Genomic DNA, 12,966 nt, shown 5'->3' with positions numbered 1-12,966 from the left:
CAGTATCAATGAACTTTGTTTCCCTCATCCAGCAATTGACTAACAGTAACAAACTTATATCCTTTAGAACGCAAGTCAGTAATGAGCTCCTGTAAGGCTTTTAAGGTTTGCTTTTGATTCATCCCGCCATCGTGGAAGAGGATGATATCCCCTCGGGAGGTATGCTTTTTAACACTGTTCACAATAACAGATGAGGTGCGAGCTAAGGACCAGTCTCGCGGATCAACCGACCAATAGATGATATCATAACCCGATAATTGCACAGCATTCATCACATCAGTGGTAATCACACCCCCTGGCGGACGATAGTATTGGGGGAGGACACCTGTAGCCTTGTAAATGGATTTTTCAGCTTGTTTAATTTCATCATAGATCTCTTGCTCGGTTAATTTGTTTAGATCGTAATGATGATACCCATGGTTTCCGATTTCATGGCCAGCTTTTTTTATCCATTGCATAATGACAGGATATTTATCAGACTGGGAGCCTAAGACAAAGAAGGTGCCAAGAATACCGTTCTTATGCAGCGTTTCTAGAATACGAGGTGTATAAGTTGGATCTGGACCATCATCAAAGGTTAAAGCCACCACCTTTTTTTGCGTTTCAATTCGGTGGATAGGCTCATAGACCATTTGATTGGCAAAAAGACCAACAGAACCTGATGAAGTTACCCCTAACCATGCTAAACCTATGAGGGCAAGGCAGCATGTAAAGCTTCTTGCCAATCGCTTCTTCACGGTGAAACCACTCCTTTCTTCCGTCATTTCCTTCCTTAGGTTGACCGAACAGGGATAAGAACATGCTGGAAGAAAAGCGCAAAGTTTGTCGGATATGGTATCATGGAGGGAAATGTTAAGGGCGAGAGGAGTGACATGACGTTGGAAAAAAGCGGCTTGCTGCATGGACTAGCACATACCTATCAAGGAAAAGAACAACCTGTCGATTATTATCTTCATTTAAATGAAGAAAAAATAAGCCTGAATGAGTGGATTGGACAACAAATTTCGATTCAGTATGATGGACAAAAAAATTGTATTGCTTGTGGACGCAAAACCAATAAAACCTTTAATAGTGGTTACTGTTATCCTTGTTTTACGAAACGACCAGAGAACGATCTTTGTATTGTCAAACCGCATGAATGTCATTTTGACCAAGGAACCTGTAGAGATGAGAGCTTTGGAGAATCACATTGCATGATTCCGCATTATGTATATCTGGCGCTCTCTAGCGATGTCAAAGTGGGACTTACCCGTAAGAACAATGAGTTAAAACGTTGGGTAGATCAAGGAGCCATTCGGGCTATACCGATCGCAGAGCTCCCAACACGTCGAATGGCAGGAGAGCTTGAGGTACATCTCAGCCAATTCATGCCAGACAAAACCAACTGGCGTAAAATGTTAAAAGGTGAAGTAAAAGAAGCCGATCTAATTCAAATTCGGGAAGAAGCTTATGAGAAATTTCCGGAAGAGTTTAAGCCATTCCAATTGCGTGAAGACGAGTGGATCGATATTACCTATCCAATCTTAGAAACCTTGTCTAAAATTAATTCTTTATCCTTGGACAAGCTCGAATGTGTTTCTGGAAAGCTACTTGGTGTAAAAGGTCAATATTTAATTATGGATATTGGAGTTTTCCAGGTACGAAAACATGCCGGTTACCATGTAACGGTGAAAACTGGATAAATCAAAACAACAGCAAAAACCATGGTCGAACCGGATCATGGTTTTTTTGCTGTGTAAATGCCACTTCTATCCAGGCCCGACTTCTAATGTTCACTGAAATATCACACAGATGGAAGGCGTATCCAATGGATATTGTGAAATGGAGACTCATATACTTTTTGAAAAACGTAAGAGGTGTTTTCAAATGGACAAATTCTATCGTGATACGTGGGTAGAGGTCAATTTGGACGATATACGGACTAATATATTGACCTTTCGACAGCATATACCCAAAAAAACTGAAATCATGGCAGTAGTGAAAGCAGATGCATATGGACATGGCTCCGTAGCAGTCGCAAGAGAAGCCCTAGCGGCAGGCGCTACCGCTCTAGCCGTCGCGTTCCTAGATGAAGGGATTGTCCTTAGAAAGGCAGGCATCAAGTGTCCCATACTGATCTTAGGCTATACACCGATAAGAGCAGTGCAAAAAGCATTTGAATGGAACATCTCATGCACTGTGTTTCAAACGAATTGGATAAAAAAAGCGGAAAAAATCTTAAGCAAGAAACAGGAAAAGAAGAAAGCCAATAACCATGCAGATAATCATGGAGATAACCATGCAGATAAAAATGAAGACAAATCAATAACAAAGAATGCTCAAGATAAGAAGGACATAGCCACACAGGGGTGTAAACGCTTGTCTGTACATATCAACATCGACACAGGTATGGGACGAATTGGTGTAAGGACAAAAAAAGCACTTCTTTCTGTGGCGAAGGGTGTCTATAACAGTGAAGTGTTTCAATGGGATGGCATTTATACTCATTTTGCCACGGCAGATTCACAGAATGTCACTTATTTGAATCAGCAATTCGAAAGATTTCAAGACTATTTAGGATTTTTAAAGAGAAAAGGGTTTAAACTACCTGCTATTCACTGCTGCAATACTGCGGCAGCGATGACTCATCCTGAGTGGGGATTTAATTATATTCGACTAGGAATTGGAATGTATGGATTATATCCATCTGTCTATATAAAGTCATTACATATACTTAATCTAAAACCTGCTCTTCAAGTAAAAACCCGTGTTTCAAATGTGAAGTTTATGCAAAAGCCGCTTGGCATAAGCTATGGTGTTACCTATATCGCTTCACCAGGGGAACAGATTATTACTCTTCCGATCGGCTATGGAGACGGTTTTTCGCGGTTGCTTTCGAATAAGGGAAGCGTCCTTTTACAAGGAAAGCGATTTAGCGTGGTAGGCAGGATAACGATGGATCAATGTATGGTAAGTGTAAATAAAATCAAGGCAAAAGTAGGAGATGAGGTTGTGATTTACGGTCGATCTGGCAAGGAAGAGATCACACTGGAAGAAGTAGCCGAACTAATGGGTACGATTAATTACGAGGTAGCCTGCATGCTTAATTATCGATTACCGCGGGTTTATACCAAACAAAATAAAATCGTCTCCGTACGTAATTTATTAGGATCAATAAATCCTAAGCCAAGAAAACAGAAGAAAAAGTAACAGAGCTGATACATATTGAAAGTGGATGGCTTTTTTGTTTCGTGATGATTGGATATTTTCGAAAGGGGGATACTTTACATCCATTCAGCATGTGTATATTTCGAATATGGGGATGAACACTTCCATAAATCCATCCTAGATGTTGATTTTATGATACGTTAACAGATGTCATCATAACGTCGTTCATACTTTTCTTTTTTGAGACCCTTTGATGAAAGATATATTTTATGAAAGATATTTATAACCCTCGACAATCCTCGACTTTCAAAATCCTTTTCATTAAATAAAGTAAAATCAATCCAATAATTTTTATTGTTATTTACATATATATACAATAAAGTTAGAATCAAGTTAAGAATGATAAAGGAATCAATGTAATAATTTATAAATCATGGAAGGGGATTAACATGAGCGTAAGTCTAACTTTCACAACATTGGGGGAACTGATAAAGAGGAAAAGAGTAGAAATAGGCATCAGTTTGTCAGAAGTGTCCAGAATGACAGGGATTAGTAAAGGGGTTATTTCTAAAATAGAAAGTGGTGAAACAAAAAGTCCAGAGTTGAGGACGTTGAAACCTATCGCAGATGTATTAAAAATTCCTTATGAAGACATAATTGAATATAGCATCCAGGTAGAACGCCGTTATGGATTATATGATGACTTTTTATCAGAGGCTATTGAGATTTCCAACCCTTCTTTGATTAATAAAGTAGCAATCAAATTTCTGGAAAATATCAGGAAGGAAAGAAACGTGCTCATCGTTAGACCATTTGTATACACTTGCAAACACTAATATAAGCAACGATGCAAAGATAACTCTTTACACAACTATTGTTACTTACGCCAGAGTCCATGGATTACCGCAATACATAGCTAAAGGGTTATTCAAAAAATACTTAATTGAAAGAGAAGATTTAAGGAATTTGGAAGAGTCGTTTAGAATGGGAGAAGAAATCAGCCATTATGTAGATTTTTTATCTAACAATGAAAAGATAACATATTACTTCAAAATGGCTTTACATGCTCATAATATTAAAAAATATAACGAGTGTATCGAGTATTGTGAAGCAGGTCTTAAACTAGATGTTTCAAGCAACGAATTGAAGGCAAGGGCTTATTTATCTATGATAAATTCCTATGGTTTCATGAAAAATTACGATATGGCAGAGTACCATTTGAACTTTTTGGAAAAATACGAGTTCAAATTCATTTCCGATTCATGTAAAATTACTAGAGCTATTATACAGGGGAAAAAGAAACATTTCGGTATAGCTATTCCAGCACTACGAAAATGCTATGAAGTGGTACAAAGTGACTTGAAGATACATATAATCAATGAGTTATTAGATTTGTATCTTCAGGAGAATGATTTCATTTCAATTGAAGAAATTTTTAACCTTGAATCAGAATTTCTACCCCAAAATCCTACAACTCCTTATAAAAAAATAGCCATTGGTAAATATTTTCAGTATAAAGGGAATTATTTGACCGAAAATTGCATATTTAATGAAGGAGCAAGATCATACTTGCAAAGCTTAAAGACATTTGGAGCTGTTTATGCAATTCAAGAACTTGCAGAATGTATGGCCGAATTTTTGGAATTGTTTACGACAAATTCAAAATCAATGGATTTAGAATATGTTGTAAGACTAAAAGAGTTGTATACTGATATAGCAAACAAAAAGGAGGGGATATAATTGAGAAAAGCATATGGAATGTTGATGTTATCGTTGGCGCTAGTGATGACTCTAGGCATTACAGCAAATATTGAAACCGCGAGTGCTAAAGAATTTATTTCTCCGCAAAAAGCTCAATCTTATTTTGTTGATCCCGGTCATTAATTCAATTGTTTTTATCCTCAAATAATAAAGAGAGCGCTAAATAAAAAGCGTTCTTTTTTTATTTTTTTGAAAATTTTGCATTTATCATAAAAAGGGAAGAACGTTTCTTCGAGAAAAAAATAAAGGTAGTCCCTGCAACTAATGGTAAAATAATACATAGGAGGAAGGAAGGGGGTATCATCTTCGAATTATATTATTTGTCAACTAAAAGGGGCGTTCCCCTAGTCACCAACTAACTGGAACGTCCCCGTCATGAATAACAAAAAATGTTATTCGAGCCAATTGTATCACTTAAATAAGGAAAGAGAAATGGAAAAATTCAAATCAAAAAATGATTTACAGAAGCTTATAGAACTCCTCCGTCAAGAGTTAGAGATGTTGTATTACAAAGAAGGCTCATTCGTACATCCAACCGTACTACAACTGAGCCAACAACTAGATGAGTATATCGTTATGTTTGAGAAGATTAGACAATAGTTGGTCGATATGAAGAAGCTGTACGGGAAACTTTACAAAGCCCAGTAGGGGGAATAATTATAAAGCCGTTTTTCAGCTATTCACTAAAGACCTCTAGGGAGGTATATCTCAAGATAAAACTGTAACACAAAACCAATTGTAAAAAAGAGGATTTTGATTAAAAACATAGAAAGGATGTTTAAGGTTTGAAAAAACAAACTATTAATTTCTCTATTTTATGTGCATTATTGTCGGGCGTTACTATGCCTTCACTCATCACAAATCCAACGGCAGTATATGCTTCTCCACAAAGTCAACAGGATTTGGTTAAGTGGTTTAAAGAAGCCGCAGATGAATACAATGTTCCGCTTGAACTCCTTATTTCTATAGGATGGGTTGAATCCAGATTAAATGATCATGATGGAGAACCTAATAACATTAATGGCTACGGATTCATGAATTTAGTATCAAATCCAGAAAGGAAAACGCTTGAAGAGGCTTCAGAAATAACTGGGATTAGCATAGATGAATTAAAAACATCAACTCAATCTAATATCAAAGGAGGTGCTGCCATATTATCTAAATATCAACAAGAAATTACTGAAAACAAGGATAATTCAAAGGATTATAAAGATTGGCTTGAAGCAGTAAAATTATATAGTGGTGCTGATTCTGATGATATAAGTACCAGTTACGCTGAAGATGTCTTTAGCTTAATTGAGAATGATTTAATTGATTTATCTAGCGAAGAATTAGTAAAACCCTCTCAAGTAGATGTGGATGAGTATCAAATAATGGCAGGCCCACCTGAACTTGATATTAAATGGGTTCCAGCGCACAAGTCTAACTATGATTCTACAAAACGATCTGCAAAAGATATTACCCATCTAGTTATTCATGTTATGCAAGGCACATATACAGGCTCTATTAGCTGGGCGCAAAAAAACCATGGTAGTAAGGGTGCTTCATCAGCTCATTATTATGTAAGTGATGACGGGGATATAACTCAAATGGTTGATGATAGGCATATTGCTTACCATGCGAGAAGTGCAAATCCTTACACAATTGGTATTGAGCATGAAGGGTATGTTGATGAACCAAAATGGTTTACAAATATAATGTATAGAGAATCTGCGAAACTTGCGGCAATGTTAGCTTATACCTATGATATTCCTGTGAATAGAAAGCATATTAAAGGGCACAGTGAATATCCAAATCAAACGCATACTGACCCGGGAAAATATTGGGATTGGGATTATTATATGAAAAAGGTAAAGGTATATTATGATAAATTTGAAGATGATGGCAGATATTAGGTTTTAACTTATAGCTGCCATCAAATAAGGAGGAACTCAACTTGAAGAATCTGTTTTATTTGTTGGCAGCATGTATTTTTCTTTCTGGTTGTGGACAGGAGAAGGTAACTTCTCAACAAGAACACAAATTCCAATATAATGGAATTTCATTAGGAGACTCTTATGATAAGGTCGTGGAGCTATATGGAAAGCCAGAATCAGAAGACAAAAAGGGGGATATAAAGTTATTAGCATACCGAAGTAAAAAGGGTCTTTCAAATACCTTGATTCTACAAAATGATAAGGTAATTAAAAGCACTTCTTATATGGAGTATCTTGATGGAGAAAAATTACCAAAAACAAAAGAAGAGGTTTTCCAGACATTTGGTACAGGTTATAAAATGGAACTAAAGGATTGCTATGAATCAACTAAGTGTGAAAATTATATATACTCGTTCGAAGATGAGATTCTAGAGTTTTTAACTTATTGGGATAATCAAAAAATTGATGTGGTAACGTTAAAGACAAAAGAAGCCGACAGTGTTCAATGAATAAGTCTTTAATGAGTGACTAAAACCCATGCTCTTAATGAAGCGTGGGTTTTATAATAAAAAAGTATGCATTTGGAATAAATTGACAATAACTTATCTCAATTTTATAATAATGGGGGATTGTGCTTTTTAAATAAAAAAATGAATAAGAATGGAGAGTTTGGTAATGAAAAAAGTTTACCTTTTCTTGCTAATTTCCATCCTAGCTATCACTTCAATTTCAGCTTGGAATCCAACCAAAGCTGAAGCAGCAAACGCCAGTGTTGTCACCCAAAAAAATGATAAGCTAACAAAAGAAAATATAACTTTCATAGCATCTCTTTTAGAAAACTCTGCTCCTGATGTGCTGACTGATAAAATCCTGACTAGCAAGGGTGACATTCCTAAATTAATTTGGTTTGATAAGTTGCAATCGTGGACGGGTGATTTTTTATCACTTACAAGATCAAAACGATTCATTGATGGCAACTCGAAGGAAGTAATCATTTCAACATTAAAAAAATACTATACCTCCTCTAAAGCAGAAGAAATCTTTTCCTTTTATTTTAAGAAGAGAGAAAATGGTACTTATGAATGCATCGAGACAGAAGGATTCTCTTCAAGCCTACAAGGCATTCTAGAAGGGCTAAAAGTAAATATCCAAAAGAAAAATGCAACAAATACAAGTGTTTTGTTTGAAGGTTTTGGATACGACTCCTTTAACTTTAAGGAGACGCAGAAAAGTGCAATAAAGGTACAATTCAATCTTGTTAAAAATAAGGATCATTATCTCATTAACGATATAATTGACCTAGATTAAGTTTTAGCTGATATTTGCTCTAAAAGACATTATATCGTTTAATTGCAAACTAAATTAGCAATCCAGGAACGTCTGAATATCAAATTCAGGCGTTTTTTGATGTATAAAAAGTAATTTATGTTTTAGTTAAGCTATCCACTAGACTGTTCCTATTTGGAGTCCTCATATGAAATTATATAGTAGTAAAACTAGAATTCCTCAGGCGCGATGTTGGTATTACTTTTTTCCTAAAATAAGAATATAACCAGTATCCCTTATGAAGAGATAATTGAACGCTATGTTGAAATAGAACATCGAATCGAGGTTTTGGATGATATATTACAGTTGTGCATTGAGGTCTCAAGCCCTTCTTTGATGACTAAGGTGGCAACGAAATTCCTTGAAAATTCTAAAGAAGAAACATACGTACTATTAGAGCATGTCTTTTGTCTTGCTAATAATACTGCAAACAATGAAGTTAGACTGTCGCTATACAATACAATTATTAAATATGCAAGGGTACACGAAATTTCCCATGTACATAGCCAAATCATCCCTAGGCTGCACGGAAAACTTTACGAAACCCAGTAGGGGGTAATAATTATTATTGCCGTTATTTAGCTATTTATGACCAATTTAGGGAGATTTACAACATGTTTATTTGGGACAATTCATTTCCTTTAGTTGAAAATGAAACCTCCCTTTATCTCCTCCAATCATAAACATCCTTTGTTACATCGATTTCATGTCCATTGATTATGACTGTTTTGTTATCCACCCAATTGATTGAAACAGTATCCATTTTAGAATCCCAGTAGATATTGTTTTTTTTCCCAGAACTATTTGTAACGACTTCAGCCCGGATCGAATCGGGTACTGTGGCTCCACCTTCAACTATGTAGGCATTTACGCTGTGCTTTTTATCAGGTGATGCTACTGTATGAATTAATTTCCCTTCTGGAAGATTATACATTGCATAAAAGAAATGATAGAACAAAGCTCCCATAACTAAGAGTATTAAAAGCAATATACTAATCGCCCATTTCCATTTGTTCACAAATACCCCTCCTAATTAACATCTAAGAAAGTAGATACCTTATTATATAGAATATAATGTAAAGTGAGGGATTAAAATGAAAAATGCTATGTTTATATAGTACAAAATCATGGTTGTAAGAAGCATCGAAGAATAATTTAAAATAATGTTGATAAATTCTTTCTGTTGACTTGGTTTGTGGTTAAGTAAGAACTGGTCTGGTACTTTATATTAAAAGGATAAAAAAAGAGGGTGATACAATGGGCATTGTTTCATTTTTCAATATCGTTAACACAGTAGGTATCCTGTTGTTTGTGCTACTAGTAGGCATCATGTTTTTCAGAAAAAAAACCGACACCCCAAAAAATATATACGTAGAGGTACTGTTTCTTGTTTTCTTAATTGGGTTTGATGTGTACATGTTTTTAAACGATCAAACAGCAATTAAACCTTTAGTTGTATCTTTACTAACAATCGCTGCTTGCCTTCAAGTAGCAAAATTAACTAAGAGTTTAAGAAAAAGCAACTAAGCAAAAAGGCTTTATGTGGGTCCCGATAATAGTCATTATGTAAAAAGCGTCCGAACTCAAATTCGGGCGTTTTTGATATGTTTATATAGTACAAAATCATCGTTTCAGAAAGCATCGAAGAATAATTTAAAATAATGTTGATAAATTCTTTCTGTTGACTTGGTTTGTGGTTAAGTAAGCACTGGTCTGATACTTTATATTAAGAGGATAAAAAATGGTATAATATTCATATTGATTATCTTTTAGAAGGTATTCCTTTTATGAAGAAAAGATTACAAGTTTTCATATCGTCCACTTTATAGTGTATCAACTGAATTTTTTCTTAACATATAGACATAATGGAAACTAGACTACATAAACTAAGTGTTGCAGGCAATGGATAAAAGAATATTTTCACCTAAAGATGATGAAACAGGATAAACATACACCAATGAGTTACCGAGCAAGTGAAATAATGAAAAAACGCAATAAACAACAGGCTGTTAGTAATAGGACAAATATCCACTAACCGGAATATCCTTCTGTGCAAAATGTGGAGGTATGGCGAGGGAAAAGATATACGTCTCGATACTATAGATGCTCATCTACTCAAAACGATGGTGATAGAAAGTGTACTCAAAATGGAATAAATGCTGAGAAACTTGAAAAAACTATATATGAGGATTTACTCGAAGAATTTACAAAAATGAAAGAAGGAAAATATGTTATTGACAACGAAATTGAGGTTAGATCGTATAAAGAGAAATTAGAGAAAGCTGAATAAGGAAAGAGAACAGCTAAAAAAAGAAGCAGGTTCAGGTTGTAATGAATATAGATTTAGTTGATGATGAAGGAAGTCCAGAAATATTACTGGGGCTGAAGCATAAAATCTAAACATGAGATGAACAAATTTTTATAACGAAGAGACAAATCATTGGATCAGAAAACCATGATAAAAATGTCTCAAGGGTAAAGATGTAATTGAAAGAATGAAGGCTATAGATTTAGAGGATTTAGGAGCCTTACAAGTATTATTCCATAATGTAATAGAAGAGGTGAGGAGTTTTGACAAACGCACCAAATATTCGTTTGTATAGTTACGCAAAGTGCGGCACATGTCGCAAAGCTAAACAATGGCTGGATACCAATGAGGTTACATATACAGAAATCCCAATTGTTGATACTCCGCCATCGAAAGAGGAATTGCATCAAATCTGGCAAAATAGCGGGTTGGATATTCGCAAATTTTTTAATACTAGCGGCCAATTCTATCGTGAGCTGAACCTGAAGGAGAAGCTGCCAACAATGTCAGAGGATGAAATGCTAGAGCTGCTCGCGTCCAATGGTAAGCTAATTAAGCGACCTCTTATCACAAATGGGGCAAAGACAACACTCGGTTTTAAAGAACAAACCTTAGAAGAAATGTGGGGCAAATAACCCAATCTTCTAGTTAAAAAGGGAAGAGTCACATACCGATTTTCATTACAATCGGGCAGCATACATAGAGATTGAGGATCATTGTCAAACAAAAACCACTGTTTAATAAAAATTATTACAAATTAATATTGACTATAATCTATTGATTTTGATATCATAACTCTTGTAAATAACATTTACTATTCCTTAAGGAGGTAATATATATGGCACAACGTATTATTGGTCTTCAAGCTCCTGATTTTTCTATGGAAACAGTATCCGGTGACGGAAAAGAATTCGGTCGCGTTTCTCTTTCTGACTATAAAGGTAAATGGTTGGTATTGTTCTTCTATCCACTAGATTTCACTTTTGTATGTCCAACTGAAATTATCGCTTTGAGCGACGCATATGAAGATTTCAAAGATTTGGATGCAGAGGTACTAGGTGTATCTGTTGACTCTGTACACTCTCACAAAGCTTGGATCAACACTCCACGCGACCAAAATGGTCTTGGTGGTTTGAACTACCCACTTGCTGCTGACTTCAACAAAACAGTTGCTCGTTCTTTCGGCGTGTTGGATGAAGAATCCGGTGCAGCTTACCGTGGTCTATTTATCATCGATCCCGAAGGCGTTGTTAAATACCAAGTAGTAACTGATATGAACGTAGGACGTTCTAACGACGAAACTCTACGTGTTCTTCAAGCTCTACAATCCGGCGGACTTTGCGCAGCTAACTGGCGTCCAGGCCAAGCTCATCTAAAAGGATAATTCCTGACTTAGTTGGGTATCGTGTACACAAACAAAAGGGTCTAACTTTACAGTGTTAGGCCCTTTTCTATATTAAAGGAGGCATGAACCATGCGTTTACGTGAAGAACTTCCAGACTTTCCAGGCATCACAGAATGGGTAAACGGTCAAGTTTCTAAGGCTGATTTGCAGGGCGAAAGAGCAGTTCTTGTACATTTCTGGTCCGTTAGTTGCTATATGTGCAAAGAATCTCTACCACAAATTAACGAGTGGCGTGAAAAATATGCAGATCAGGGCTTAAAAGTTATTGGTATTCATATGCCGCGTTCCGAAGCTGATACAGATATTGCGAAAATTAAAGAAACCATCGCTCAATATGAGCTTACTCATCCAGTAGCGATTGATAACGAAATGACCACAACTGATGCGTTCCAAAACGAATACGTTCCTGCCTACTATCTGTTTGATGAGACAATGGCACTTCGTCATTTCCAAGCAGGCGAAAAGGGCTTAAATATGGTCAAAAAACGTTTGCATCGAATTTTGGGTATTGAAGAGGATTAGGGTCCTTACATGTCCAATTATGTAGAGGGGAAACTCTAAGAAGACCCCCGTTGCTCATACACTTCAAAAGAAGAGGAGCAATGTCGGCTTTGCCGTCACCAGAAGTCTTGGATAAACATCCGAGTGTTCTACGAAAAAAGGAGGAAGTTAGATGGAATTTCCAAAAGAGTTACGTTACAGCGAAGAGCATGAATGGGTACGTGTAGAAGGCAACAAGGCTTATATCGGTATTACTTCTTTCGCTCAGTCCGAACTAGGTGACATCGTATTTGTTGAATTGCCAGAAGTAGGCTCTACCATCCAACGTGATGAACCATTCGGTAGTGTAGAATCTGTTAAAACCGTATCTGAACTATATGCTCCAGTTACTGGTAAAGTATTAGAAATTAACGCTGCTCTAGAAGAGGAGCCTGAATTGGTAAACACATCTTCCTATGACAAAGCTTGGATGATCGTGGTTGAGTTGTCTGATTCCAGTGAGTTGGATAAGCTTATGGATGCGGATAAATACGAGGCAATGGTAAAAGAATAATCAATAGCGCTTACTAACGTTATGAACAAAAAGATCGGTTATCAGAAAC

The 12,966-nt window shown here is 36.1% G+C and carries 17 protein-coding genes; 15 read left to right on the top strand and 2 right to left on the bottom strand.

From position 1 onward, the window contains the following. Positions 1 to 5 precede the first annotated feature (5 nt). Positions 6 to 737 (bottom strand): polysaccharide deacetylase family protein, encoded by a 732-nt coding sequence (locus BRLA_RS20185; RefSeq protein ID WP_187349308.1) that lies wholly within the window; start codon positions 735 to 737, stop codon positions 6 to 8. Between the two features lie 135 nt (positions 738 to 872). Between BRLA_RS20185 and BRLA_RS20180 the strand changes: the two genes are divergently transcribed. The 9 genes from BRLA_RS20180 to BRLA_RS20145 all read left to right on the top strand — a co-directional run bounded on the left by BRLA_RS20180 (position 873) and on the right by BRLA_RS20145 (position 8,132). Beyond that, on the top strand, positions 873 to 1,682 hold the full coding sequence (locus tag BRLA_RS20180) for a DUF2797 domain-containing protein (RefSeq protein ID WP_003334536.1): 810 nt from the start codon (positions 873 to 875) through the stop codon (positions 1,680 to 1,682). Positions 1,683 to 1,866: 184 nt separating this feature from the next. Further along, the gene (gene alr, locus BRLA_RS20175) at positions 1,867 to 3,189 is read left to right on the top strand and encodes an alanine racemase (protein ID WP_003334537.1); all 1,323 of its coding nucleotides are present in this window, start codon (positions 1,867 to 1,869) and stop codon (positions 3,187 to 3,189) included. A gap of 407 nt (positions 3,190 to 3,596) precedes the next feature. Beyond that, positions 3,597 to 3,983 (top strand): helix-turn-helix domain-containing protein, encoded by a 387-nt coding sequence (locus tag BRLA_RS24895; RefSeq protein ID WP_003334539.1) that lies wholly within the window; start codon positions 3,597 to 3,599, stop codon positions 3,981 to 3,983. A 148-nt stretch (positions 3,984 to 4,131) separates the two neighbouring features. Continuing rightward, positions 4,132 to 4,887 (top strand): hypothetical protein, encoded by a 756-nt coding sequence (locus BRLA_RS24890; protein ID WP_003334540.1) that lies wholly within the window; start codon positions 4,132 to 4,134, stop codon positions 4,885 to 4,887. After that, positions 4,888 to 5,031, top strand: coding sequence for a hypothetical protein (locus BRLA_RS24415; RefSeq protein WP_164496767.1), 144 nt, complete (start codon positions 4,888 to 4,890; stop codon positions 5,029 to 5,031). A 309-nt stretch (positions 5,032 to 5,340) separates the two neighbouring features. Then, positions 5,341 to 5,508 carry an aspartyl-phosphate phosphatase Spo0E family protein gene (locus BRLA_RS20160; protein ID WP_003334543.1) on the top strand — a complete coding sequence of 56 codons (168 nt, stop codon included), beginning with the start codon at positions 5,341 to 5,343 and terminating at the stop codon, positions 5,506 to 5,508. 185 nt (positions 5,509 to 5,693) lie between these two features. After that, positions 5,694 to 6,803 (top strand): N-acetylmuramoyl-L-alanine amidase, encoded by a 1,110-nt coding sequence (locus tag BRLA_RS20155; RefSeq protein ID WP_003334544.1) that lies wholly within the window; start codon positions 5,694 to 5,696, stop codon positions 6,801 to 6,803. A 41-nt stretch (positions 6,804 to 6,844) separates the two neighbouring features. Beyond that, entirely contained in the window at positions 6,845 to 7,333 is a 489-nt protein-coding gene (locus BRLA_RS20150) for a hypothetical protein (RefSeq protein ID WP_003334545.1), read from the top strand. A 151-nt stretch (positions 7,334 to 7,484) separates the two neighbouring features. Next, complete coding sequence (locus BRLA_RS20145; protein ID WP_238547454.1) at positions 7,485 to 8,132, top strand: hypothetical protein; 648 nt, start codon at positions 7,485 to 7,487, stop codon at positions 8,130 to 8,132. Between the two features lie 682 nt (positions 8,133 to 8,814). On the opposite strand, the gene BRLA_RS20140 is transcribed toward BRLA_RS20145, so the two are convergent. Then, a complete protein-coding gene (locus tag BRLA_RS20140) occupies positions 8,815 to 9,168 on the bottom strand; it encodes a DUF5412 family protein (protein ID WP_041752410.1) in 354 nt (117 codons plus the stop codon). A 239-nt stretch (positions 9,169 to 9,407) separates the two neighbouring features. On the opposite strand from BRLA_RS20140, the gene BRLA_RS20135 reads away from it, so the two are divergent. The 6 genes from BRLA_RS20135 (at position 9,408) to gcvH (ending at position 12,917) form a co-directional block, all read left to right on the top strand. Beyond that, on the top strand, positions 9,408 to 9,677 hold the full coding sequence (locus tag BRLA_RS20135; protein ID WP_003334550.1) for a DUF2569 family protein: 270 nt from the start codon (positions 9,408 to 9,410) through the stop codon (positions 9,675 to 9,677). A gap of 523 nt (positions 9,678 to 10,200) precedes the next feature. After that, positions 10,201 to 10,440: a recombinase zinc ribbon domain-containing protein gene (locus BRLA_RS20130; RefSeq protein WP_003334551.1), complete on the top strand. Its 240-nt coding sequence runs from the start codon at positions 10,201 to 10,203 to the stop codon at positions 10,438 to 10,440. Positions 10,441 to 10,721: 281 nt separating this feature from the next. Further along, positions 10,722 to 11,093, top strand: coding sequence for an arsenate reductase family protein (locus BRLA_RS20125; RefSeq protein ID WP_003334552.1), 372 nt, complete (start codon positions 10,722 to 10,724; stop codon positions 11,091 to 11,093). A gap of 203 nt (positions 11,094 to 11,296) precedes the next feature. Further along, positions 11,297 to 11,842: a peroxiredoxin gene (locus tag BRLA_RS20120; RefSeq protein ID WP_003334553.1), complete on the top strand. Its 546-nt coding sequence runs from the start codon at positions 11,297 to 11,299 to the stop codon at positions 11,840 to 11,842. A gap of 90 nt (positions 11,843 to 11,932) precedes the next feature. Next, positions 11,933 to 12,385 (top strand): redoxin domain-containing protein, encoded by a 453-nt coding sequence (locus BRLA_RS20115; protein WP_003334554.1) that lies wholly within the window; start codon positions 11,933 to 11,935, stop codon positions 12,383 to 12,385. Between the two features lie 151 nt (positions 12,386 to 12,536). After that, positions 12,537 to 12,917, top strand: a complete 381-nt coding sequence (gcvH, locus tag BRLA_RS20110; protein ID WP_003334555.1) for a glycine cleavage system protein GcvH — start codon at positions 12,537 to 12,539, stop codon at positions 12,915 to 12,917. Positions 12,918 to 12,966 lie beyond the last annotated feature (49 nt).

The organism is Brevibacillus laterosporus LMG 15441 (assembly GCF_000219535.2).
In the GTDB taxonomy this organism is placed as follows: domain Bacteria; phylum Bacillota; class Bacilli; order Brevibacillales; family Brevibacillaceae; genus Brevibacillus_B; species Brevibacillus_B halotolerans.
The sequence above is the reverse complement of the archived record's forward strand: the minus strand, read 5'-3'. Positions and strand labels throughout refer to the sequence as shown.